Origin of the sequence: Paenibacillus sp. FSL P4-0113 (genome assembly GCF_038009305.1) — a bacterium.
GTDB lineage: Bacteria > Bacillota > Bacilli > Paenibacillales > Paenibacillaceae > Paenibacillus > Paenibacillus polymyxa_D.
Genome location: NZ_JBBPAZ010000001.1, coordinates 5383701 through 5408850 on the forward strand (window position 1 = coordinate 5383701; position 25150 = coordinate 5408850).

At 45.7% G+C, this 25150-nt stretch carries 23 protein-coding genes; 18 read left to right on the top strand and 5 right to left on the bottom strand.

Annotation, left to right across the window (positions count from 1 at the left end; genetic code table 11):
* Window positions 1-177: 177 nt before the first annotated feature.
* The 7 genes from MKX46_RS23625 to MKX46_RS23655 all read left to right on the top strand — a co-directional run bounded on the left by MKX46_RS23625 (window position 178) and on the right by MKX46_RS23655 (window position 6852).
* Window positions 178-648 (top strand): Dps family protein, encoded by a 471-nt coding sequence (locus MKX46_RS23625; RefSeq protein WP_013309551.1) that lies wholly within the window; start codon window positions 178-180, stop codon window positions 646-648.
* Window positions 649-1038: 390 nt separating this feature from the next.
* Window positions 1039-1821 carry a Fe-S cluster assembly ATPase SufC gene (sufC, locus tag MKX46_RS23630; protein ID WP_029516585.1) on the top strand — a complete coding sequence of 261 codons (783 nt, stop codon included), beginning with the start codon at window positions 1039-1041 and terminating at the stop codon, window positions 1819-1821.
* A 23-nt stretch (window positions 1822-1844) separates the two neighbouring features.
* The gene (sufD, locus tag MKX46_RS23635; RefSeq protein ID WP_025719242.1) at window positions 1845-3149 is read left to right on the top strand and encodes a Fe-S cluster assembly protein SufD; all 1305 of its coding nucleotides are present in this window, start codon (window positions 1845-1847) and stop codon (window positions 3147-3149) included.
* The gene (locus tag MKX46_RS23640; RefSeq protein ID WP_165145264.1) at window positions 3146-4369 is read left to right on the top strand and encodes a cysteine desulfurase; all 1224 of its coding nucleotides are present in this window, start codon (window positions 3146-3148) and stop codon (window positions 4367-4369) included. Before sufD ends, MKX46_RS23640 begins: the two co-directional genes overlap by 4 nt.
* A complete protein-coding gene (sufU, locus tag MKX46_RS23645; protein WP_013309555.1) occupies window positions 4359-4781 on the top strand; it encodes a Fe-S cluster assembly sulfur transfer protein SufU in 423 nt (140 codons plus the stop codon). Before MKX46_RS23640 ends, sufU begins: the two co-directional genes overlap by 11 nt.
* Before the next feature lie 30 nt (window positions 4782-4811).
* Entirely contained in the window at window positions 4812-6209 is a 1398-nt protein-coding gene (sufB, locus tag MKX46_RS23650; RefSeq protein WP_013309556.1) for a Fe-S cluster assembly protein SufB, read from the top strand.
* Between the two features lie 280 nt (window positions 6210-6489).
* Window positions 6490-6852, top strand: coding sequence for a YmaF family protein (locus MKX46_RS23655; RefSeq protein WP_029516587.1), 363 nt, complete (start codon window positions 6490-6492; stop codon window positions 6850-6852).
* Window positions 6853-7146: 294 nt separating this feature from the next.
* Here the strand turns inward: MKX46_RS23655 and MKX46_RS23660 are convergent, their stop codons facing one another.
* Window positions 7147-7986, bottom strand: a complete 840-nt coding sequence (locus MKX46_RS23660) for a manganese catalase family protein (RefSeq protein WP_029516588.1) — start codon at window positions 7984-7986, stop codon at window positions 7147-7149.
* A 206-nt stretch (window positions 7987-8192) separates the two neighbouring features.
* On the opposite strand from MKX46_RS23660, the gene MKX46_RS23665 reads away from it, so the two are divergent.
* A complete protein-coding gene (locus MKX46_RS23665) occupies window positions 8193-9047 on the top strand; it encodes a manganese catalase family protein (RefSeq protein ID WP_029516589.1) in 855 nt (284 codons plus the stop codon).
* Window positions 9048-9216: 169 nt separating this feature from the next.
* Here the strand turns inward: MKX46_RS23665 and MKX46_RS23670 are convergent, their stop codons facing one another.
* Window positions 9217-10281 (bottom strand): HD-GYP domain-containing protein, encoded by a 1065-nt coding sequence (locus MKX46_RS23670; protein ID WP_029516590.1) that lies wholly within the window; start codon window positions 10279-10281, stop codon window positions 9217-9219.
* Between the two features lie 317 nt (window positions 10282-10598).
* On the opposite strand from MKX46_RS23670, the gene MKX46_RS23675 reads away from it, so the two are divergent.
* From MKX46_RS23675 to MKX46_RS23705, 7 genes are all read left to right on the top strand, one after another.
* Window positions 10599-12053 carry a bifunctional metallophosphatase/5'-nucleotidase gene (locus MKX46_RS23675; RefSeq protein WP_069011215.1) on the top strand — a complete coding sequence of 485 codons (1455 nt, stop codon included), beginning with the start codon at window positions 10599-10601 and terminating at the stop codon, window positions 12051-12053.
* Complete coding sequence (locus MKX46_RS23680; RefSeq protein ID WP_069011214.1) at window positions 12007-13167, top strand: HD-GYP domain-containing protein; 1161 nt, start codon at window positions 12007-12009, stop codon at window positions 13165-13167. Before MKX46_RS23675 ends, MKX46_RS23680 begins: the two co-directional genes overlap by 47 nt.
* Window positions 13168-13264: 97 nt before the next feature.
* Window positions 13265-14395 (top strand): radical SAM/CxCxxxxC motif protein YfkAB, encoded by a 1131-nt coding sequence (gene yfkAB / locus MKX46_RS23685; protein WP_069011213.1) that lies wholly within the window; start codon window positions 13265-13267, stop codon window positions 14393-14395.
* 16 nt (window positions 14396-14411) lie between these two features.
* A complete protein-coding gene (locus tag MKX46_RS23690) occupies window positions 14412-15761 on the top strand; it encodes a hemolysin family protein (RefSeq protein ID WP_029516594.1) in 1350 nt (449 codons plus the stop codon).
* Window positions 15762-16001: 240 nt separating this feature from the next.
* Window positions 16002-16226, top strand: coding sequence for a spore coat associated protein CotJA (locus tag MKX46_RS23695; RefSeq protein ID WP_029516595.1), 225 nt, complete (start codon window positions 16002-16004; stop codon window positions 16224-16226).
* A gap of 1 nt (window position 16227) precedes the next feature.
* Window positions 16228-16677 carry a spore coat protein CotJB gene (locus tag MKX46_RS23700; protein ID WP_081317561.1) on the top strand — a complete coding sequence of 150 codons (450 nt, stop codon included), beginning with the start codon at window positions 16228-16230 and terminating at the stop codon, window positions 16675-16677.
* A 45-nt stretch (window positions 16678-16722) separates the two neighbouring features.
* Window positions 16723-17292: a manganese catalase family protein gene (locus tag MKX46_RS23705; RefSeq protein ID WP_029516597.1), complete on the top strand. Its 570-nt coding sequence runs from the start codon at window positions 16723-16725 to the stop codon at window positions 17290-17292.
* A 249-nt stretch (window positions 17293-17541) separates the two neighbouring features.
* Here the strand turns inward: MKX46_RS23705 and MKX46_RS23710 are convergent, their stop codons facing one another.
* Entirely contained in the window at window positions 17542-18612 is a 1071-nt protein-coding gene (locus tag MKX46_RS23710; RefSeq protein WP_069011212.1) for a glycosyltransferase family 2 protein, read from the bottom strand.
* 430 nt (window positions 18613-19042) lie between these two features.
* On the opposite strand from MKX46_RS23710, the gene MKX46_RS23715 reads away from it, so the two are divergent.
* The 3 genes from MKX46_RS23715 to MKX46_RS23725 all read left to right on the top strand — a co-directional run bounded on the left by MKX46_RS23715 (window position 19043) and on the right by MKX46_RS23725 (window position 23333).
* Complete coding sequence (locus tag MKX46_RS23715; RefSeq protein ID WP_341071865.1) at window positions 19043-21859, top strand: bifunctional glycosyltransferase/class I SAM-dependent methyltransferase; 2817 nt, start codon at window positions 19043-19045, stop codon at window positions 21857-21859.
* A gap of 25 nt (window positions 21860-21884) precedes the next feature.
* Window positions 21885-22547: a class I SAM-dependent methyltransferase gene (locus tag MKX46_RS23720; RefSeq protein WP_069011210.1), complete on the top strand. Its 663-nt coding sequence runs from the start codon at window positions 21885-21887 to the stop codon at window positions 22545-22547.
* A gap of 84 nt (window positions 22548-22631) precedes the next feature.
* Window positions 22632-23333 (top strand): HAD family hydrolase, encoded by a 702-nt coding sequence (locus MKX46_RS23725; protein WP_081317560.1) that lies wholly within the window; start codon window positions 22632-22634, stop codon window positions 23331-23333.
* Between the two features lie 103 nt (window positions 23334-23436).
* Here the strand turns inward: MKX46_RS23725 and MKX46_RS23730 are convergent, their stop codons facing one another.
* Complete coding sequence (locus MKX46_RS23730; RefSeq protein WP_165145276.1) at window positions 23437-24639, bottom strand: YheC/YheD family endospore coat-associated protein; 1203 nt, start codon at window positions 24637-24639, stop codon at window positions 23437-23439.
* Window positions 24621-25136, bottom strand: coding sequence for a GNAT family N-acetyltransferase (locus MKX46_RS23735; RefSeq protein ID WP_069011207.1), 516 nt, complete (start codon window positions 25134-25136; stop codon window positions 24621-24623). Before MKX46_RS23735 ends, MKX46_RS23730 begins: the two co-directional genes overlap by 19 nt.
* Window positions 25137-25150: the final 14 nt, after the last annotated feature.

Genomic DNA, 25150 nt, shown 5'->3' on the forward strand with positions numbered 1-25150 from the left:
AAGAGGGAGAAAGGAGAACTCTTCTTTTTGTTTCGTTTCCGTATAGAGAGGGTAAGTATGAAACAGACGTCCGGCAGGTGATTAGGATGCCCGCTGGCGTCTTACCGTCAGCAATGACGGTGATGGATACGTAAACGTTCCTGAAAATCAATTTGATGAAAAAGGAAGGGATTTATGATGGCTAAAACAACAAGTAACTCGAAAAATACGCAAACCAAATCGGTGGAGGAACTTTTAAACCGTCAAGTCGCTAACCTCAATGTGTTATATGTAAAAATTCATAACTATCACTGGTATGTGAAAGGCTCCAGTTTCTACACACTCCATGTTAAATTTGAAGAGTTATACAATGAAGTGACATTGAAAATGGATGAGATCGCCGAGCGTTTGCTCGCGTTGAAAGGTTCACCTTCCGCAACATTGAAGGAGTACCTGGAGCTGTCGTCGATTCAGGAAGCAACCGGCAACGAAGATGCTCCCAAGATGGTACAAACCTTGATCGAGGATTTTGCAACGGTATGCGAGGAGTTTCAGGAAGGTATTGAACTGGCGGAAAGCAATTCCGACCAGCCAACTGCAGATTTGCTGATCGGCTATAAAGCGGATCTGGAGAAACATATGTGGATGCTTCGCTCTTATTTGGGCTAATTGTAGTGATGGGATTACGCTTTGAAATAAACTTTTTACATGTAAAACGCTACTGACGTCATGCTGTCAGTAGCGTTTTTATGGCTGAAAAGAGATCATGTACCTCGTGTTTTTTGTACAAATTTATAATTATATAAACATTCGCAGGATGTATTTTGCCATTTGTGTGCTTGGTAGGGTGAACATTTTATGAAGAAAGTTGGATAACGTGTGTCTGTTGGTTGCACCCTTCAAGATATTTATTATAAAATAACTTGAGAATCATTGAGAATCAGTTTAGAATGATTATAAATAAATTTTTAAATATTACTTGAAATCAGGGGGCTCCCCTGTTTAAATATACTTTCTGATTTCGACACCACACTACATTTTTTGGAGGGTATTGCGAATATGGCTACAAACTTTAAGATTGAAGGTCTCAAAGCGACCATTGAAGGCAAGGAAATTTTGAAAGGTATTAACCTCGAAATGAAGGGCGGAGAAATCCATGCCATCATGGGTCCTAACGGTACGGGTAAAAGTACACTTGCGTCTGCTTTGATGGGTCATCCAAAATATGAAGTCACAGATGGTAAAGTAACTTTGGATGGAGAAGACGTGCTGGATATGGAAGTGGATGAGCGTGCACGTGCAGGATTGTTCTTGGCGATGCAGTACCCGAGTGAAATTGCAGGGGTAACGAACTCCGACTTTTTGCGTAGTGCGATCAACGCGCGCCGTGAAGAAGGACAAGAAATCTCCTTGATTAAGTTTATCCGTCAAATGGAAAGCAAAATGAAAGAGCTTGAAATGAACCCTGAGTTTGCTCACCGTTACCTGAACGAAGGCTTCTCTGGTGGTGAGAAAAAACGGAATGAAATTTTGCAAATGATGATGATTGATCCGAAAATTGTCATTCTTGATGAAATCGACTCCGGTCTGGATATCGATGCTTTGAGAATCGTGGCTAACGGTGTGAACGCTATGCGTTCCGAAGATCGTGGTTTCCTCGTGATTACTCACTACCAACGTCTGTTAAACTACGTTAAACCAGATTATGTACACGTGATGATGCAAGGACGTATCGTTAAATCCGGGGGTCCTGAGCTTGCTGAGCGTCTGGAAGCAGACGGTTACGACTGGATCAAGGAAGAGCTGGGTATCGTTGATGAAACTGTAGGACAAGAGGCGTAAGCCGGAAGCGAGGAGGAAAACTAATGACTACACAAACAATCCTTCCGGTAGATTCCGAGCAACTGCGTGTTCTGTCCGAACGTAACGGCGAACCATCTTGGCTGGCTGAAGACAGACAAAAAGCACTTGAGCTTGCAGGCAAACTGGAGCTTCCGGTATTTGAAAAAACAAAAATCGAACGTTGGAAATTAAACGATTACGGTCAACATAAACAGAGCGAGGTCATTGCATCGGTAGGGCAGGTTCCTGCAGCCATTGCTGATCTGGTTAAAGAGCAACAGGAGGGCGGTCTGATTATTCAGCGCAACTCCGGTGCGGTATATGTGAAGCTGAGTGAGGAATTGGCGGCGCAAGGCGTCATTTTCACGGATTTACAAACAGCGGTTAAAGAGCATGCTGATTTGGTTAAAGCTCATCTGAACACAGTGATTAAGGCAGAAGAGAATTCATTATCTGCATTGCACGCAGCACTCTGGAACGGTGGAGTATTTGCTTATGTGCCTAAAAATGTAGAACTGAACGTTCCGCTTCAAGCTGTATTCCTGACAGACGATGCGACTGCAACGTTTGCGCCGCATGTGCTGCTTATTGTCGAAAGTCATAGTTCCGTGACGTACGTAGACAACTATGTATCTGCGGATTTGGCGGCACCTGTTCTTCATAACGGTGCGGTAGAAGTTGTTGCAAATGCTGGGGCTAAAGTTCGCTATGCGACAGTCCATCAGTTTGGAGAGCAAGTAACGGATATTTCAATTCGTCGTGCCACGTTGGGAAATGACGCAGCTATCGAATGGATTGTGGGCGAAATGAACAACGGCAATACAGCAAGCAATACCATGTCCGTGCTCAAAGGCAATGGCTCCAATTCGGATGCCAAGATCATTGCTGTAGGTTCCGGCTCACAAAAGCTGAACTATACGACACAAGCACAGCATTTCGGCAAAAATTCCGCTAGTCAGATGATAACGCGCGCAGTGATGCGTGAAGAAGCGTCTTCCATCATTAACGGAATTACAAAAATTGAAAAAGGTGCTACCAAAGCAGATGGTCAGCAAACAGAACGTGTTCTGATGCTCAGCCCGAAAGCGCGTGGTGACGCTAACCCAATCCTGCTGATTGATGAAGATGATGTAACAGCAGGTCACGCAGCATCGGTTGGTCAGGTTAACCGTGAACAAGTGTATTACTTGATGTCCCGCGGAATTAGCCGGGCAGAAGCTGAGCGTCTGATTATTTATGGCTTCTTGGCACCTGTCGTATCTGAGATTCCGCTCGAAGGACTTCAACATCAGCTGCAAAGCCTTGTTGAAAGGAAGTTAGGCCAATGAATACTGCATTGATCCGTGAACAATTCCCGATTTTACATCAGGAGATTAACGGTCATCCGCTGGTTTATTTGGATAATGCGGCTACTTCGCAAAAACCGCTGGCGGTCATCGAGGCGATCAAGCACTACTACGAATATGATAACTCAAATGTTCACCGTGGTGTGCATACCTTGGGTAGCCGGGCGACGGATGCTTATGAAGGTGCGAGGGAGAAGGTAGCTCGCTTTCTGAATGCCAAGCGCAGTCAGGAAATTATTTTTACACGCGGAACAACAACGGCGCTGAATCTGGTGGCTTCTTCTTATGGTAGAGCTAACTGTAAGGAGGGTGATGAAATTGTCATCACACAAATGGAGCATCACAGTAATCTGATCCCGTGGCAACAGGTAGCCAAAGCCACAGGCGCAACTTTAAAATATATTCCACTTCAAGAGGATGGTAGCGTTGATCTTGCTGATGTGGAGAATACTATTACAGAAAACACCAAAATTGTAGCGATTGCGCATGTCTCCAATGTGCTTGGTGTTGTGAACCCTGTCAAAGAGATTGCAGCTATTGCGCATCGCACAGGCGCAGTTATCGTTATAGACGGTGCACAAAGCACACCACATATGAAAGTAGACGTGCAAGACATCGATGCTGACTTTTATGCCTTTTCGGGTCACAAAATGTGTGCGCCTACTGGGATCGGGGCACTGTACGGCAAGAAGGCGCTGCTGGAAAATATGGAGCCCATTGAGTTCGGCGGGGAAATGATCGACGATGTGGGATTGTATGAATCCACATGGAAGGAGCTGCCTTGGAAATTCGAAGGTGGAACTCCGATTATCGCTGGAGCTGTTGGTTTGGGAGCTGCTATTGATTTTCTGGAAAGCATCGGAATGGACGCCATTGCACAGCATGAGAGCCGTTTGTCCAACTATGCCCTCAAACGTCTCCGTGAAGTGGAGGGGTTGACGATATACGGACCGGCAGAACGTCATGTTGGGCTCGTAACATTCAACCTGGATGATGTGCATCCGCATGATGTAGCTACTGTACTGGATAGCAAAGGGGTGGCTGTACGTGCGGGACATCATTGCTGCCAGCCATTGATGCGCTGGCTGAAAGCCAGTGCAACTGCACGTGCCAGCTTTTATCTCTATAACACGGAAGAAGAAGTCGACGCTCTGGTCAGCGCCTTAATCCAAACAAAGGAGTATTTTGGCGATGCAACTTGATGACTTGTACCGACGCGTGATTATGGATCATTATAAAAATCCGCGCAATCGCGGACGTTTTGAGGATGATGCCGTTACGGTGGATTTGAATAATCCTACGTGTGGTGACCGGATTTCCCTTCAACTCAAAACGAAAGACGGCGTGGTCGAAGATGCCCGTTTTACTGGTGAAGGCTGCTCGATTAGTATGTCCTCAGCTTCGATGATGACAGAAGCAGTCAAAGGAAAAACGATTGATCAGGCATTGGATATGGCAAGCCGCTTCTCTTCTTTAATGAAGGGGGAAGCCGTCGAATTTGATGATTATGAAGAATTGGAAGCTTTGTCAGGCGTAAATAAGTTCCCGGCCCGCATCAAATGTGCGACACTGGCTTGGAACGCGCTGCGCAAAGGGATTGATGAAGATAAATAATTTAAATAGAACAGAGGAGGTTTGAGAAACATGGCCAAGAAAGCACCGGAAATGGAAGAGTATAAATACGGCTTTCGTGACGAGCACAAGTCCATTTTCCAAACAGGTAAGGGTCTCACTCCGGAAATCGTAAAGGAAATCTCCAAAATTAAGGATGAGCCAGAATGGATGCTGGAGTTCCGTCTGAAGGCACTGAAGCAGTTTGAAAAAATGCCAATGCCAAACTGGGGCGGAGATATGGATGAACTGGATTTCAACGATATCCAGTACTATGTAAGACCTTCCGAGAAACAAGGGAAGACGTGGGAAGAGGTTCCTACGGAAATTAAAGAAACCTTTGATAAACTGGGTATTCCCGAGGCGGAGCAAAAGTTTTTGGCTGGTGTATCCGCACAGTATGAATCCGAGGTTGTCTACCACAGTATGCAAAAGGAACTGGAAGATCAAGGCGTTATTTTCATGGATACCGATACGGCGTTGCGTGAGCATCCTGAGATTCTGAAAGAGTATTTTGCAACAGTTGTACCTCCTGCGGACAATAAGTTTGCAGCACTGAACAGTGCGGTATGGTCAGGCGGGAGCTTCATCTATGTACCAAAAGGTGTGAAATGTGAAGTTCCATTGCAGGCTTACTTCCGTATCAACTCGGAAAACATGGGTCAATTTGAGCGTACGCTCATAATTGCTGACGAAGACAGCTTTGTGCACTATGTAGAAGGCTGTACGGCTCCGATTTACAGCACGAACTCGCTGCATAGTGCCGTAGTCGAAATTATTTGTAAGAAGAACGCACGCGTTCGTTATACAACGATCCAGAACTGGGCACCAAACATCTATAACCTGGTAACCAAACGTGCGGTTGCAGAAGAAAATGCAACGATGGAATGGGTCGATGGTAACATCGGTTCCAAGTTGACGATGAAGTATCCAGCCGTTGTATTGAAGGGCCGTGGAGCGAAAGGGATGGTCTTGTCCATCGCTGTTGCAGGCAAAGGCCAGCATCAGGATGCAGGTGCGAAAATGATCCACTTAGCACCAGACACCACGTCCACCATTGTATCCAAGTCGATCAGTAAGCACGGCGGTAAAGTAACGTATCGCGGATTAGCTTCATTCGGTCGTCAGGCTCAAGGTGCAAAATCCAATATCAAGTGTGATACGTTGATTTTGGATAATCAATCAACCTCAGATACTATTCCTTATAATGAAATCATGAATGATGACATCACGCTTGAGCACGAAGCAACGGTTTCCAAGGTATCGGAAGATCAGCTGTTCTATCTGATGAGCCGTGGTTTGACTGAAGCAGAGGCAACGCAAATGATCGTTATGGGCTTTATTGAGCCATTCACAAAAGAACTGCCGATGGAATATGCGGTAGAGATGAATCGTTTGATCAAGTTCGAGATGGAAGGTAGTATCGGTTAAAACGCAGTAACCCTTGGTATGTCAAGGCTCTTGAGGTATTCTAAAGCTTGTTAAATCCGAGTCGTGCCGATTTTATGCCGATTCGGATTTCCTGCTAGTATAGGAGACGAACTTTTTAAGTTCGTCTTCTTTTGTTTTTTACTATGATACCTAAGTCCATAAGCCTTCTTCTACTACAAAAAAAATTATGCTTAGGACTGCAGATAGTTGCCTAGCACTTATGTATGTTTGCTTAATAGGATGTTGTGAGTGACATAAACATAAGGAGGCATGCCAACAGATGCAGAAGAATAAAGCTGGAGTGAAGAAGAAAACCCTCTCTTCTAAGCAGACACAGAGACATGTACATGAATTTGAAGGTAGCACCAAACTGGCCGAAGAAGGTGCAGACCGACATAACCACCGCTTTGCAGGTGTTACTGGGCAAGCGATTCGAGTTGGAAGAAGTCATGTCCATGAAATTGATCTTACGAAAACTGATTTTGTGAACCATTTTCATAATCTGAGAAGGATTAGAACAGGGCCCGCTATTCCAGTCGGAAATGGTAAGCATGTACATTTTGTTACGGGCCAAACTACATTAAATGATGGTCATGTACACCAGTTTAATTTTGCAACATTGATTCAGGCACCTCTTATTTAATGAACGGTGGTTTGACCGAAGCTGAGGTAACACAAATGATTGTTATAGACATCTGCTCATACAGAATGAGAGCATCGTCTTTGAAATCAAAAAGCTCTGCTAACCATAATTGGTCGGCAGGGCTTTTAGACTTACATTAATTCTGTACTTCATGATTTATGATCGGCTATGATTTTATGCCTTATGATAAGCCGCCTTATTCGAATATTAAGTATATATTTTTTGTAACATTTTTATGGTCAGTGTCACCAATAAGCAATTCTTTAATGTTGGGACAGCTTGTCTGCCACTTGTTTATTTATCTGAAGTTTTATGGTCTAAGTCATGATGTAACTCGGTTGCTGGTATTTTGGCATTATAGATTTGTCCTTTGGCAACTGGTTTTGAGATGTATACATAGCTCCCGGTTCCATCCGGCGCACTTCCTGTTGCCCACAAACCTTCACTAGATTCTTCGCCCTCAGACAAATTCCAAAACTCATAAGCTTCAGGCTGAGACTCTTGCTCTGCCTCAGGAGGAAAAGAAGCCGGGACCACAACACCGTTTTTCTCTTCTAATTCTTGGATTGCCGCCATCCACTGATACTGGTGATAGCGGTCACGCGCTAGCATTTTCCGTAGTGTAGCTCTGACGCTTTCATCTTGTGTCATATGATATAGCCTTGCTACCTGCAATCGACCCTGACTCTCTGCGTGCAAATTGGATCGCATATCCGCCAAAAGGTTGCCACTTGCGACGATATAAGAACCGTTCCATGGAACTCCATTTGAATTAGTAGGCAATCCGCCTAGACCGCTGACTAGCAAGTGCTGCGGGTTAATTCCCCCCATTATGGCAGCTGTAACAGGGTCTTTTGCAGCTTGTTCTTGATCTTCTGGTTTAGCTCCATCAAGTAGTTGACTAATTAAAGCACACAGCATCTCCACATGCCCTACTTCTTCAGTTCCAATATCCATTAACATATCTTTGTATTTTTCATCACCGCGACAGTTAAACCCTTGAAATAAATATTGCATCATCACGGTCATTTCTCCAAATTGCCCTCCCAAAACTTCTTGTACCTGCCGGGCAAAAAGAGGATCAGGGCGCTCTACTTTCACTTCAAACTGCAACTCTTTTTGATGTCTAAACATATTTACTCCTCCTATAGCTAAAGCAGCTTAGTGAATTCTAACTGTACTTAACCTTTTCAAGATGTAATAAAACGAGGAGCGGCATCACAACAATCTGATACGGGTCTTTATATTTAACTTTCTGTTTGTTTGGTTTGTATATAAATTATTAAAGAGGGAAGCCTATGTTTCACTTTAAAATGAAGAGTCTAAGGAGGGGATTTGAATTGTATTTTTATAAAGAAGATTTAATTAACTTAATAGTACCCGATAAGCCCGATCCCGCTGCTGCTAAAGTGATTCAAGAAGTGTTAGGTGGTCGATTCGGAGAAATGCGTACTATGATGCAGTTTTTCTTTCAAAGTAATAATTTTCGTGGTAATGCTGTGCAGTACAGGGATTTGATACGAGGAGTTTTTCTAGAGGAGCTTAGTCATGTTGAACTGGTCCAACATACTATAAATCAACTTCTGACTGGCTCAGGCGCAGACCAAGCCGGCGATGCGGGAATGGATCATGCTCCTTTAGATGAGGCGATAAAACACGCAAATCCTCATCATTTTATTATGGGAGCCCAAAGTTCCTTACCTGTTGATGCAAGTGGGAATCCTTGGCTAGGTAGTTATGTTTATTCCCACGGGAATCTGGTTAGTGATTTGCTTGATAATCTCGTACTCGAATCTACAGGGGTTCTGCAAAAATCCCGAATTTACGAAATGAGCTCGAACAAAACATTCCGGGAAACGTTGGCTTTTTTGATTGTGAGGGATAATGCTCATCAAAACGCGTTTGCCAAAGCATTAGAGACACTTGGAGTTGATTGGGGAAAATTGTTCCCGGTTCCAAATTACGATATTAACAAGTATCCAGAATGCCGGAAGTATGTTGAGATGGGCTTTCACAATGCGCAGTTTAATTTTCGATTGGATTCTACCCGTATTGGGGAAATATTCAATGGGCAAACTCCAAGTAGAAACGGTGGGGATTTGAGTGTAATAGATCCTCCTGAGGGTTTTCCTCTTCCGTATATGCCCGAATTGCCTAATGAACATAGTCCAGGGCTACACGATCTTACCACTTAGGATTAAACCATAAATAAAGATAGTAACAAGGTTAATATCCGTAACTTAAAAAGAGGCTGTCCTTCGTAGAAGAACCTACGAATCAAGGACAGTCTCTTTTTATTCGCGTAGTCTGTGTTTCGGCAAAACATTTCGTTCCACCGAAGTAACGCCGGGAGGCAGTAGCGGATCAGGATTCCAAATAAATTTCATCAATGGATACATGGCGTTCCCTAGACAAATCTACATATTCATCATCGTTAATTCTTACTAAGGGTCTGAAGTAATCAGCAGGATTGTTCAGAATGATCGTTCCTGTCTGACCTGTAGTCAACAGAACCTGCTTATTAATGAAATTAGGAAGCATGTGTCTGATGAACACTTGGGTAGCTTCTGGGTTTAGATGTCCAAAACTCATGCTGTGCAGCTCGCGTAATACGGTGAGTAGCTCCTGCTTCGTCTGATACACACGATTGGAAATCATCGCGCTATACACGTCGGCAATAGCTGTTATGCTGGCAAAAGGATGAATTTCTTCCTTGAACAGACCATGGGGATATCCACTTCCATCTTCACGCTCATGATGCTGTAAGGCGACAATTGCAGAAATCTCATCGCTGGTTGAATTGCGAATAATATCATAGCCATATAGCGAATGTTTCTTCATTTCATGAAATTCTTCAGGTGTCAGTTTATCTGGTTTGTTCAAAATTTCATCGGGTATCATGGACTTGCCTATATCATGTAAATATCCAGCTTTACCGGCGGCATATGCTTCTTCTTCCGTATATCCAAGCCATGTGGCAATGTAATATGACAGTACGCCTACTTGGAGAGAATGATTATAGGTATAGTGATCTCCCCGTTCCATAATTAACAGCAGAGATACGACATCTTTTTGACGAGCCAGCTCTGAAACGAGAGGGCCGAACAGCTCATCAACTCGATATTCATCAAATTTGCCAGTTGAGGAAGCTTCGAGAAACATGCTTTCAAAGCCACTGATCGTCTGCTCCATGAGAGGAACGGCACGTTTGAGGGACTCGGGCGAAGCTGGAACATCGGGGGCAAAGTCAACCGGAATGCTCGCAGAACCGGCATCAATGTCGATATAATCGACACCGTGCATAATGAGCTTGGAAATATCGTCATGCTGTAGCTCGGTGCCCTGAACCATGACAGGCACACCGTGCCCATTGTATGTATCGGATTTGAGGCGATCTCCTGGCTTGGCATCGGTAACGTGTACTCTCATGCGCTAACCTCCTTATTGTCGTAAATTTGTCGAAAATACGAAACAAACTTAATATATCAAGAATTATATGGGATGACAACGACTAATTTACTATTATTCCAAGCTGTAAAATAGGTCCCAGGAACCCGATTCCTATCAGATACCTACAGTAGATAACGACAATACTTTTCACTATGTTTGTAATATGAGATTGCCCAGAGACTACAGCGAAGCTTAAGGACTATGTCTACCCATATGTACCATATTGCTAAATAACATGATATGCTTAAACATTAGAAGCTCCAAAGTCGATATATAAAATATAGAGGAGGGCGGTTATGGAGATGACGACTCGGCAAACGTTGACCATTTTGCATACCAATGATATCCATAGTCATTTTGGCAGTATGCCTTCGATAGCCGCGATGATTAATGAACGAAGAGCTGCATTAGGGGATGCGCTACTTGTGCTTGACATAGGAGACCACATGGACCGGATGGCCCCCGAAACGGAAGGAACGCTAGGTGGGGCAAATGTGGATGTGATGAATCTAACAGGATATGATGCCATTACGATCGGTAACAATGAGGGACTGACTTTTACCCCGGATATGATTGAACAGGCATATGCGGGCATTCATTGTCCGGTCATATGTGGCAATATGACTGAGTGTGCCACAGGGATGAGTCCTGCGTGGATGAAGGAATCCCTTATCGTAGACAAAGCAGGAATCAAGGTCGGTTTACTCGGTGTGACGGCTCCTTTTGTAGAGTATTATCAATTGCTGGGCTGGGATGTGCTCAATCCGTTTGATGTGCTGGGGAAGCAGATCGCGGCACTGAGAAAGCAGGTTGATGTTTTGGTCGTGATGTCGCACCTGGGTCTACCTTCCGATAAAAAGTTAGCGTCGCAATTTCCTGAGATTGACGTTATCCTTGGAGGTCACACCCATCACGTGCTGGAGGAACCGCTTTGGATCGGGAAAACAGCTTTATGTGGGGCGGGTAAGTTCGGAACGCTGCTGGGTGAAGTGACGCTAAGTCGTAACAATAGCCTCGAACCGTTTCGAGTCACGTCAGGCGGTGTAGTTCCTGTGGATCTGACAATACTGGACGAAAAAGTGGCATCGGCCATTGTGGTGCATCGCAGACAAGCAGAGCGCGCCATGGAGAGCACGGTTGCTGTGACGGATCGGAAACTGGAGATCGCATATGATCAGGAATCCCCTTTCGGGAATATGCTGGCACAATCAGTGTCCCATTTTACAGGAACAGAAATTGCCCTCGTCAATGCGGGACAACTGCTCGGCCCATTACCTCAAGGGGATATCAGTAAAGGAATCCTGCATTCCTTATGCCCTTCACCGATTAATGCCTGTGTTATGAAGTTGCGGGGGAGCGATATTCGGTTGGCGCTGGAGCAGTCTTTGCTGCCTGAATTTGCGGACAAGCCTATGACGGGCTTTGGCTTCAGAGGCAAAGTGCTTGGTACGATGTGTGTGGAAGGCTTGGCTATTCAGTATGACCCTGGCCGTGCTCCTTATGAAAAAGTAACGGACATTCGTGTAGCAGGTCAACCTCTGGAAGAGCATGAGGAATACACAGTGGGCACGTTGGATATGTTCACTTTCAAAGCAGGTTATGAGGTGCTTGCGAACGGAACAGATCTCCGATTTATGCTTCCAGAATTTTTACGGGATTTGATTGAAATGGAGTTGAAGCGTCCGGGCGCGATGGAAGAATGTTTTGCAGCTAGGTGGCTTCAGGTATCAAAACAATCGGGAGAGGATTAAGCTGCGACTGGTACCTGTTACATTATTGAGAGCCGGCATGAAGCTGGGCAAAAAAATATACAATGAAAATGGAATGGTGCTGCTCTCGGAAGGTGTTGAGCTTACTTCGCGATTGATTGAACGTCTAGGCCAAGTCGGTATTGGATATGTATACATTGAGGATGCTGTGACAGAAGATATCGTCATTCCTGAGATGATCCATGAACAGACAAGGGCGGCGGCGCTACAGGAAATCAAAAAGCAATTTCAAGGGTTGTCATCCTACTCCGTAGATCATAAGCACAAATATTTTGGCAAGTCATTTTATAAGGTGATGGAATCTATTCTGGACGATATTGGAGGCCGGCAGGACGCCGTCATTATGTTGATGGATATTGGGGCCGCAGATCAGGATTTGTATCATCATTCTTTGAACGTATGTCTATATTCACTTGTACTGGGAATTTCCAACGGCTACGATAACAATCAGCTGATGGAGTTGGGAATAGGTTCACTACTGCACGATATCGGTAAAATGAAAATTTCACCTCAAGTACTCTATAAGCCGGGCAAATTGACCGACGAGGAATATGAGCATATGAAAACACACACGGTGATCGGCTACAAGCTGCTTAAAGACGAACCTGGAATTCCCTTGTTGTCGGCTCATTGTGCATTACAGCATCATGAGCGTATTGACGGCAGCGGATACCCACACGGTTGGAAAAAGGACCAGATCCACGAATATGCGAAATGGATCGGCCTGGCAGACTCGTACGACGCAATGACAGCAAGTCGGATATATAAGCAGGCTTTGTTGCCTTATGAGGCGATGGAAGTGCTGTACGCCGGGGCAGGAACGTTATATGAGCAGCGAATGCTAGAAGCCTTTCGTGACTGTGTGGCTATTTACCCCTTGGGACTCTCTGTGGTGCTCAACACGGGGGAAGAGGGGGTCGTGGTGCGTATACATTCCAAAATCCCGCAAAGACCCGTCATTCGCATTGTAAGGGACCGGGATGGGCAGGAAGTGAAAGCACCTTATGATGTGGATTTGTCCATATCCCTCTCGGTTATGATTACAAATACATTGGGTGCTACTGTGGCCCCTTTCGGAGGAGTACACGTAGATTAGCAGATGATGTGGAAGAAAGCATGCAGACACTTTACACATCATGATATGATAATTATACGTCTTTTGAGGTTAATAACAGAAATAAGGTGAAAACATAATGACAGTTCTACAAAATAACACGCTACCCCAAATATCGCCAACCTATGATCCGTGGGACCCGATTGTCTCATTGCGTACACATGGTCGTCATTTGCTTACGAGTGTGGAAATGACCGTAACGCATCTGTGTAATATGCGCTGTGAGCATTGCGCTGTTGGCGACATGCTGGTTATGAAGGAGGCCCCTTTCCTTCCGTTAGACCTAATGCTGAAGCGTCTGGATGAAGTCGAGCATCTGGAGACCATCAGTATTACAGGCGGGGAACCTGCTTTGCTCGATAAAACAGTGGATGAAGTGATCGTTCCACTGTTGAAATACGCCAAAGAGCGCGGTATTCGCTCGCAAATCAACTCCAATCTGACGTTAGATATTCGCAGATATGAGAAGATGCTTCCTTATCTAGATGTGATGCATATTTCGTTTAACTATTTGAATGCGGACGATTTTTATGAAGTGGGTTTTGCAAATACAGGCCGGCCGACCCCACGTGCGGGTGCTGTTCGCCTGTATGAAAAAATGATCGAGAATGCCTGCAGATTAAGTGAAATGGGAATGTTCATTTCAGCTGAATCCATGATTAATTATCGGACACACACGAAGCTGGAGGGCATTCATCAGTTGATCAACGAAATGGGATGCCGACGGCATGAGGTTCATCCAATGTATGCGTCAAATTTTGCCTCTGCTTTGCCTGTGCTTTCACTCGACGACATGCGGAACTCTATCCATAAGCTGCTGGATGTACGTAATCAGGACATGTGGATGTTGTTTGGCACATTACCGTTCTTTGCTTGTTCGGACCGGGAAGAAGACCGCAAACTGCTTCGCCGCTTGCGTCAGGAACCGAATATTACGGTGCGTAATGATCCAGACGGAAGAAACCGTGTGAATGTGAATATGTTCACGGGTAGCGTGTATGTGACGGATTTTGCAGACATTCCGGCTTTTGGCAACATTCAGGAAGACGGTCTGGACGATATTTTTGGTGAATGGCTGAATGAGCATCCGCTGAATCAGACTGTGAACTGTCATTGTGATGCCGCTGCCTGTTGTGGACCGAACCTGCTCGTAGCGGATATGTACTACAAAGGAATAGACTTTAAATCAAGAAAAGCATTACAACTATAGAAATGGGGAGTTCGTATTGGATGGTCATACCGAGTTTCATTGGGGATTGCTAGCTGTGAATCTCCTCTTGGTACTGCTGCTTGTCTTTCTAAATGGTGTATTTGTGGCCGCAGAATTTTCGTTGGTCAAAATGCGCCAATCCCGATTGACGCAGCTCCAAAGCGAGGGTCATCGCCTGGCAGGCTATGCGCTGAAGGTGAACCAAAGGTTGGATGCTTATCTGTCCGCCACCCAATTGGGCATTACGCTGGCTTCATTGGGTTTGGGTTGGATTGGAGAGCCAGCAATATCCGGCTACCTGATAGAGCCACTCATGCACAAACTCGGTGTAACTGACGGCACCCTGATTACAACGATATCCGTTGTCGTCGGATTTTGCGTAATTACCTTTTTGCATATTGTATTGGGGGAATTGGCTCCCAAGTCTTTAGCGATTCAGAAGACTGAAGGTGTGGCGTTGTTTTTATCGGCGCCTTTGCTGCTTTTTTATAAGGTCTTTCTACCTGTGATCTGGGTATTGAATGCTGCGGCAAACTTGCTGTTGCGTGCATTCGGGATTCAGCCGGCGAGTGAAGCCGAAGCGGCTCATTCGGAGGAAGAGATTCGTATATTGATGAATCAGAGCGCCAAAAGCGGTGTGATTGATAAGGACGAAATTAAGCTGATGGATAATATTTTTGATTTTTCCGACTTGCTTGCACGTGAAATCATGCTGCCGCGTACAGATATGGATTGTTTGTATACGAATTTGTCGTTTAAGGAAAATCTCAAGATTATCAGCGAGACCAAGCATTCCCGCTACCCGGTAGCGGTTGAGGATAAAGACCAGATTATCGGTTTTGTCCATATCACGGATCTTCTGCTAGCTGAGCAGGGGGAACAACTGGATCTGGCTTCGGTGGTACGTCCTATTTTGAATGTGCCGGAGTCTATGGAAGTGAGTCACGTGCTACGCCTTATGCAGAAAAAACATTCCCAAATGACTCTCGTGGTAGATGAATACGGCGGAACGGCCGGGTTGCTGACAGCGGAGGAAATTTTGGAGGAAATCGTCGGGGATCTCTATGATGAGTTTGAGGATGAACGCCCAAGCGTGGAAATCAAGGAGAACTTCATCTCTGTGGACGGTCGTATGCTCATTGAGGATGTCAATGATTTGACTGGAGTAAACATTGAAGACGACGAGGTGGATTCCATCGGAGGATGGCTGTTCAAGGAATTGGAAGGCATTCCGGTGAAAGGGAAGAAAATTGAGTTTTATAACCTTACCTTCGAGGTGGAGGAAGCAACAAGGCTTCGCATAATGAGAGTGAAGATTCACCGCAAGCCTGAGCCTGTGATTGAAGATGAGCTTTCTACCGATTGAGTCCTGATCCACAGAGATAGGTAAGATCAGTTCAGGTATGTAAGTTATTATAGTGTGCTGAAGCAAGAACCTTTAGATCCACGTTACCGTGGTTTTAAAGGTTCTTTTTGATTAGAAACAGTTTTATAGTTATTTTTTTTGAACAATTATTTTTATCTGTGATTTTTTGTTCGAGACTTGGGCGATGCGGCATATGTTGAATAGTAAAGCAGATGGATCAACCAAAGGAGGTCCCGGCCCGTGAAATTTCCACAGCAAGGTGAGTATGCCCCGTTTGTCGGCCCGTTCGATCCGTGTCCGCCCGTTCTGTGCAAGACTTATGTGCTTCCGCCAAACTTGTTTGTGCAATTTCAGCCCCCTGGTCTACCGCAATTCAGTCCAGATGAGGCGCTGACGAAGGGAACGCTATGGCCTTTGCTTTACAGCCCTTATGAGCCTAGAAGAAACCAGGGGGGAGGCGAATAGAATGGAGAATCCAAATCAGGGTCAGTCCCCATTCCAATTCCAGCAGCAAAATCAGCATGAGAGTGGACAGCAACAGCCGAATCCATATCAAAGCCCTTATTCAAATCCGTATCCATACCAGAACCAGTATCAGAACCAAACTCAGGGCTATAGTCAAGCCGGAAACCCGACCCAAGGCTGCACGTCCCAAACCAAGCCGGGGGATGCCCAGTTTTATGCGTTGCTGGAGAAGCTCCAAGCGGTGGATTTTGTGTTGGTGGAGCTGAATTTGTATCTGAATACGCACCCAGATGATTTACAGGCCATCGAGCAGTTCAATAAGCTGACGCAGGAAAGAACGGCGATTGCTAACGAGTATCAGATGCTATATGGGCCTTTACAAAATTTTGGTCGTGCCTATTCCAAGTATCCTTGGGAGTGGAGTCAATCCCCTTGGCCGTGGCAGGTCTAGGCAGGTACAACCTTTTAACAACCTTTTATAAAGGAGGGGACATGAATGTGGGTATATGAGAAGAAACTGCAATATCCCGTACGTGTCAGCAAATGTGATCCTCATATGGCCAAACTGCTTATGGAGCAGTATGGTGGAGCGGATGGCGAGCTGGCAGCGGCATTGCGCTATCTGAATCAGCGATATACGATTCCCGATAAGGTGATTGGTGTACTGAACGACATAGGCACGGAGGAATTTGCGCATCTCGAGATGATTGCGACTATGATTTATAAGCTGACCAAGGATGCGAGCGTAGAGCAAATGAAGGCTGCCGGTCTGGGTGAATATTATGCGGCACACGACCATGCGCTATATTATCAAAACGCTGCCGGAGTTCCTTTTACAGCGGCTTATATTCAAGCCAAAGGCGATCCTATTGCCGATCTATATGAGGACATAGCGGCAGAGGAAAAGGCACGAGCTACATATCAGTGGCTGATTGATCTGACAGACGATGTGGATTTGCAAGATAGTCTGAAGTTTCTACGTGAACGTGAAATAATCCATTCGCTCCGTTTCCGTGAGTCAGTGGAAATTTTGAAGGGGGAAAGAGACCGGAAGAAAGTGTTCTGATAAAATGATATACGAGGTCTCTTGGTGAGCTTAAGCTTGCAGGAGACTTTTTTTCTTTTGAAGTAATCTAAGCTAATGAAATGGTCCTTCCCGAGGAGCAGCAATGGGCATTTATATATAAGAGGGGGTAAAAATAAAAGCCCCGAAAAATTGCAGGCTGTCCGCCGGGTATCGTGCCGAGCACATATCGGCATGATGACTAAGGTCGGCTACATTGAACGACCTTTCCCCGGCGCGTCTTTCTCATCCCTATTGCTTCAGTTGTGCGAAATACTTCTCGTTATATAAAACACTTGGATGAGTAGGGTGGTGCAACTGAGCTATGCGATGATGCGATTTTGCCTTTTCGATGTCACCGATTCGGTCGTAACACAGGCATAATTGCAAGTGTGGAAACCAGGTATAGTACGACGAATTGGTTAGGGCCATCACATCTTGTGGAGGCTCTATCAACGTTGCCTGGTGAAACCAGTAAATGGCTTGAGTATACTGTTCGTCTTCAATCAACAAATTGCCAAAGACACAGCAGAACTGGGCGCGTGGTACATCAAGGTTAAGTGTGCGAAGCAGAGCCATACGCTGCTCCTGTTTTTGACCCTGGTGGGCGTAGCAATCCGCTAGCTTAAAGCAAGCAGCAATCCGATCCTCAATCCATCCTTGATCGAGTCCCAGATAGTGCTCGTACTGCTGGATGGCTTCTAGTATGCGTCCGTTATCATATAGTTCATTCGCGAAGTAGTAGTGATCTCGCTCAGAAAATGCAGTGCCTTGCTCCCGATGCTTGAGATATATATGCAAATTACGATTAGTGTAGGCACGTGTCTTTTTATGAGTCACCGCTATATTACTGTGAAAGGTGCTGCCAGTCACATGCAGGAATTCGTGCACAAAGCCGATCCATCTGAATCTTCGATCACGCCGCACAATTCGGTTTCTTTTGAGCTTATACAACGGCTGTCCTTGTTCATCTACAGACAGCACATAATCCATCGTAATGCTGTCATAGGAGAGGGTGGCTTGTTTCTTCCAGTTGAGAAATGATATTCGGTCTTTTTCTTCCAGTATGTCATCAGCGTCCAGCCAAAATTGATATTCTTGCGTTGCCTGATTAAACGCATAATTGCGGGCTGCAGAGAAATCATCGCACCATTCAAAATGGTATACCCGAGCATTGAACGATGCAGCGACCTCTTGGGTACTGTCAGTGGAACCAGTATCTACGATAATGATTTCATCTACCAGGTCATGGACTGATTTCAGACAGGTATGAAGGGCTTCTTCTTCATTTTTGACAATCATACATAAGCTGACAGTTACCATGCTCTTTGTCCCTCCCAAAAAACTTGGTATAATCTCCATTTTATTAGGATAGCTTGCTCATTATGTAGTAATTCCTATGGATCGTTTAGAGGATGTGCGATGATCATAAATTCAATCTTGCTCTAATAAATTAGAAAATCAAAGTCTGATATGAGGGGGAGGAGATTGTGCGAAATTCGATATTATCAAGCGACCGGGAAATAAATTTGATGGCTAAATGTAGTTAGAAAACGGGTAGAAAACTGAAAAAGAGTAGTTGTTTGGATGGTAAGATTGTATTTTTGTATGGATGTCGTTTTCATTGATATTTCCAGGTGCAAGTCCATTCATACTACGCTCACTCCCATATCGCTCGGTTGCAATTATGGTATGCCTTAGGATATGGAGGGGGAACGGTTATGAGGCTTCTGCCTGATGGAGGCGTTGAATCATGCGTATACTAATCGGTAGCCCGGTGCACCAGAAACCGGAAATATTGTCTTTATTTCTTCAAGCTTTAGAGCGACTGGAGGCACCTGATGTGCTGCCCGATTATTTATTTGTCGATGATAATGACAATCCGACTTCAAGCCAATGGCTTGCCGATTTTTCCAATCGGCTGCCGGGCAGGGTTTTGCCCTTGTTAACAGGTCCACAGCAAGTGGAGAACCGAAGTGATGAGCACACTCATTATTGGCCGCCAGCCCTCGTCTGGAAAGTGGCCGACTTCAAAAATCGTCTTATTGATTATGCACTTCAGCATAATTATGACGCGCTGTTTTTAGTCGACTCAGACCTGATTCTCCATTCCCGTACCTTATGTAAACTGGTAGAGGCGGAGAAGGATATTGTATCTGAGATTTTCTGGACACGCTGGCAGCCGGAGGGGCCTCTATTGCCTCAGGTGTGGGTTAGTGATGAATATAATTTGTTCCATCGTGAAGAAGGGGAAGTGCTGTCGGCAGAGGAGCGAGCGCAACGCGAGTTGCATTTCATACACCAAATGCATGTTCCTGGTTTGTACGAAGTGGGGGGTCTAGGCGCTTGCACCCTAATCCGCAGACGTGCACTGGAAGCAGGGATTCACTTTGGTAAAATCAAAAACGTTTCCTATTGGGGAGAAGATCGACATTTCTGTATTCGGGCAGCTGCATTTGGATTTCCACTTTTTGTGGATACACACTATCCGGCGATGCATCTGTACCGGGAAGCGGACAGAATGAAGGCAGAGCAGCTACTATTCACCCTAAATTATTTTACAACGAGCGCTGTTCATACGGACCAATCAGAACATTTAGCATATCTAAATCACTCCGATACTTCTACTAACTCTCCTGCCTTCAATCCTTCTGCATCATCAAGTCCATCTAAGTTCCCTGAACCTCCTGTTATACCGTATGACCTCCGTGAGTCAGCTGTCTTTGCCAAGTACACGGCAGATTCTTTTGTTATACCACAAACGTTCCCTGGTCCACGACAAAGTGAACTTCATACGCCGCCTGTCTCCAAACCCAAATTGACGCTGACCATGACGGTATACAATGAGGCAGATCGCAAGCTCATTGACGTGCTGCGGAGTCATCGAGAATATATTGATGAAGCGGTCATTATTGATGATGGCAGTCAGGATGATAGCGGAGAGTTGTGCCGTGAGATCCTAAAGGGAATCCCATTACGTTTAATACGCAATGAAACAGCTTCTTTTAGCAATGAATTGGAACTACGTAAGCAACAGTGGAGAGAGACGTTGGCTTCTTTTCCGGAATGGATATTAAATATGGATGCTGACGAAATGTTCGAATCTCGTTTTGCTCAAGGGGTACATTCTTTGTTAGCGGGAACGAAAGCGGATACGATTTGTTTCAGGTTGTTTGATATGTGGAATTCCACGCATTACCGCGATGATGATTATTGGCAGGCTCATCAATATTACCGTCCTTTTTTAATTCGATATAAGGAAGGGTTCTCTTATAAATGGAAGGAGCAGTCCTTGCACTGTGGGAGATTTCCGGAAAATGTGCTTGACCTTCCCAGTGAAATCAGCAACTACCGCATCCAGCATTGGGGATGGTGTACACCTGCTATTCGCATGGCCAAATTTCAGCGATATCAGTTGCTTGATCCAAGTGCTCGTTATGGCTGGAAAGAGCAATATGAATCTATTTTGGACCCGAACCCCCGACTCACGCTTTGGGTAGATCAGGACAACATAAATGGAGAAAAAGAAACTACACCAGAGTATGAAGCTACCCATGATGTGAACGCCATGGATGTTGCCGAGATTTCAAGTGTCCAGGTTATGAATAATTCCGGTCTACAAATTAAAAGTGAAACAAAGAACGTATTTTATAGTAAATGCAAACTGTGTGGTTCGTCTGACACGGGAGTATTTCATAACTATGAACGCTTTACCTTGATGGGGTGCGGCTCCTGTGGCTTGGTTTTTCGTAATGATGTGGATCATATACAGCCGGAGGATATGATTGCAGAGATTTATAATGCCGATTGGGTTGCTATGCGGGATAGTGCAGCAGCGTCAACTTATGGGGATCATGCCCTTTTTGGACTCATGCTACTGGATATGTTCAGCTCCGGTAAAGGAAAATTGCTTGAGATTGGATCAGGTACCGGAGAATTTATCTATGCTGCCCTTCAAGCCGGCTGGGATGCAGTGGGTACTGAACCTTCCATAGACTCGCGTGCTTACGCCAAACACAAATATGACGTGGATTTATTGCCGGGTTACTGGAACGGTGAAACCGAAGAAGATACTCAAACCGATGAAGCATGTGATATGCAGGAATTGAATGAAGCACAAGAAATACAAGAAGTAGAAGAAGATACTGAATTACCACTGGATCACAAATACGAGGCCGTAGCATGCTGGCATGTGCTGGAGCATATTGCGGACCCTGTTGCATTTTTGACGGATTTACGCGAACAGCTTCAACCTGACGGGACGTTATATATTACAGTGCCCAACAAAAACTCGTTCACCAATGAGGCTTATGGTGTTTATTCACCTTTATTTACCGAGGAAGATCATTTATATCATTATTCTGAGCATACGCTGGCGCTCTTACTGGAAAAGTCCGGATTGCGTTCGGTGGCTATGTTTACCCGCCAGCTTCCCTCTGGTTTGGATGCCTTGCTGCAAGCCCATCCTTTGTACGGTGATCTTGCCTTTACGGAGCAAATGGGATTGTTGGCCAAACTTCAAGGCGAGAAACGGGGTCATGAACTGTGCTGTGTTGCAAGAGTAATTTAAATCTCTCCAAAAGGAGGCAGCATCCATGAACATGTCTGACCCGTATCTGTCTCGCTTTTTTGTATATTCTGACCCCAACTCCTCCAGCATGATTTACAGACTCCCCCAAAGCTGGTGGAGTCGCCCCTATGAGTATGAGTGGTGTCTTCAATTTATGTCCGGTCAAGATTCGGTGCTGGATGCAGCGTGTGGAATTCCACATCCATTCAAATTTGAGTTGGCCCGCCGTTGCGCTCAGGTCTATGCTTGCGATCTGGATATACGGATCGTTTCCGTGGATGCCATTTTGGCCGAGGTGCGGCGGGATATCGGAGAGGAGGCTGCCGAGCGCATTCAGGAGATTTTACCGGTTCGGCTCCACTCCGCACATGCCAATCTGACAGCTCTGCCTTATGAGGATGCCAGTTTTGACAAAATTGTATGTATTTCAGTGCTGGAACATTTAACACCTGAGGAGTCTTTGGCAGCCTTACATGAATTTCACCGGACCATACGCGATGACGGAATGCTTCTGCTGACGTTTGATTACCCTACAGTGGATCTATCAGCGATGGAGCAATGGATAGAGCAGGCGGGATTTTCGTATTGGAATGGTGTGGATCTCAACCTTCCAAGGGGTGCCTTACACACGGATATGTGGGGTGGTTTGCATTGTTTCAGGACTGTTTTAAAAAAATATAAGAGTTAGCGGTATGCGCAATGAGGTTTACACGGACCTCTCTTATTGCTTATCATGAGAGGGGTTAGAGTTGTAAACCTACATAGGAAAGGAATGACTGATAACTACATGAACAATGCACCTGTGTTGAAGAAACCTGAGGCTATGGTATTTGATATGGACGGTACACTTTTTCAGACGGAGACGCTATTGCTTCCTGCGTACCACAAGCTGTTTGATACGCTGCGCGCCGAAGGGCTTTATGAAGGAGAGACTCCTCCCGAGGAGCTTATTTTGAATAGTTTGGGCATGCTGCTGGATGAAATCTGGAGAAGAGTGATGCCGGAAGCCAGCGAAGCGGCCCATAGAAGAGCGGACGAGCTGCTGCTTCAGCTGGAACTGGAGGGATTGAAGAGCGGAAGTCATGCCCTGTATCCACAAGTAAAAGAAACACTCCAGGCCCTTCATGAGCAAGGTGTCCGATTGTTCGTAGCTAGTAACGGTCTGGAGGACTATGTAAAGGGGATCGCTGCTGCGTATGAAATGGTTCCCATTTTTGAAGGACTGTACAGCGCTGGGGAGTACAGCACGCTTTCCAAAGTGAATTTGCTGGAAATTCTATTGAGCAAGCACGATATTTCGAACGTATGGATGGTAGGAGATCGTTCCTCAGATGTGGAAGCAGGCAAAAAGAACGGACAGACGGTGATCGGTTGCGCTTATGCGGGATTTGGTGTGGACGATGAGTTGAAGGGGTCCGATGCGATTATTACAGACTTTACGCAACTGCTTACACTTTATAAAAACGCTGAGTAACTGTGAAACACAGGTTATTGGTTATAAATAGGCTCGACGCACCATATAATTAAACATGCTGTTACTGTCGGACAGATGAAAAAAAGAAAGGAAGGCAGCCACTTTACGCGGAGCCTTCCTTTGTCTTATTCTCTGTCTTATTCTCTGTCTTATTTTCTGCTTTATCTTCTGTTTTATCTTCTGCTTTGTGGTCAGCCTGAGGCTTTGGATTAATTTGTGTGTGGTAGACCCACAAGGCATATTCCATGGGCTTGGCGATGGAGCGGCGATAGGTTTCTTTTTCACCAATACGCGAAAAGACCTCGCGGGCTGGCTTCGGGTTGACTTCCAGCACATATATATGACCGTGCTTATTAATTGCCAAATCGAGTGCAAGCTCACACAATGCCCCGTAGCTTTCTTCCAGATACGCAGCGATGTCCAGTCCGAGTTTTTCCCCTTGCTTGATGATTTTCTCTCTATGGCTTTCATCACGAATCCATTGCGTTAGCAATTGGCTCATCGGTACTGCCTTGCCTCCACCATGCAGGTTGGAAGTGACACTCCGATGCGCCCCGATGCGCCCGGCGCATCCGGTTAGCTCCCATACTCCTTGGCCATTTTTCTGTACCAGCATACGGTAATCATGGACTCTGCCATTCGGCAACTGCACAGGAATGCCTTCCTGAACAATGTAGTTATCCATGTTCCAGCTGCTCAGACGCGGCTCCAGACGGTCTAGACGTACCCGCTGCTGGGGAATGATATGGCGTTTGCGATTGCGGCCCTCAATCAGATACAGGCCTCCTTGCTTGTTAACAGGTTCAATACGTAAAATACCTCGGCCTCCCGTACCGTTAATCGGTTTGAGGTACACTAGTGAATTCTGTTTGAGCATCCGTTTGACACTATGAAATCCACTGAACAGCTCTGTTGCAGGCAAATGGGGGCGAAAGGCAGACCTTCTCGCAAGCTGCTGATGAATGACCCATTTGTTACTCAGGGGTCGGTTTAAATATACAAGGTCTGTGTATTGCAATCGGAACTGCTTCAACTGACGATATCGCTCACTGCGCTGTACCCGACAACGGTCGAAAATCATGTCTGGGAACTCTCGCCACTTTCGGCTCCATTTTCCGCTGTGTGGATCATAGATTTGGGCAAGGAGCAGCCTGCGATCCTTATGGACATCCGCAGGAGTGAATACATACATATCCAGTCCCAGCCGTTTCCCTTCTGCAATCATGCGCTCATATATGTCGCGTTCCTCTAATTGCTTCTTGTTGTTCAAATACAAAGTCATGATGCCTAGGACAGGTTTTGGCACAGCATTCCACCTTCCTCTGCCGTCTGCTTATCTTGGGATAACTCTCCGTGAAATATCAGCGTGGGTTTCCCGGTTGGTCCAGTCGTCATTTCATGCGCAACAAGCCCAGCGCGGAAACAGGTTTTGAGACTGGACATATTGTCGGCGGCTACGCTGCACGTCAGACGGCGCAGCTGTTTGAGCTGGGCGGACAGCAGTCTAGCGCCCAGTCTGCGGCCCCGGTAAAGCGGACGAACAATTACGATGCAAGCATCCTCCCCGTAATTCAGAGCGAGGGAAAATCCGGCAATCCGCAGCCCCTTCTCCGTGCGCACAAATGCACACAGGAGGGAGGAGCCAGGGGTGTTCAATTGCTCGGGCGTTAAAACGGCCAACTGCCGCAGAGCATTACGAGTAATGCGCATGCCCCCTGAGCTGCGGGCCAAAAACAGCAACTGTCGTCGTCTCAGCAGCCAGCTCCGGGCAGGCAAATGTTGAACATCGCTAATTTGCGGCATGATTCCACTTCCTT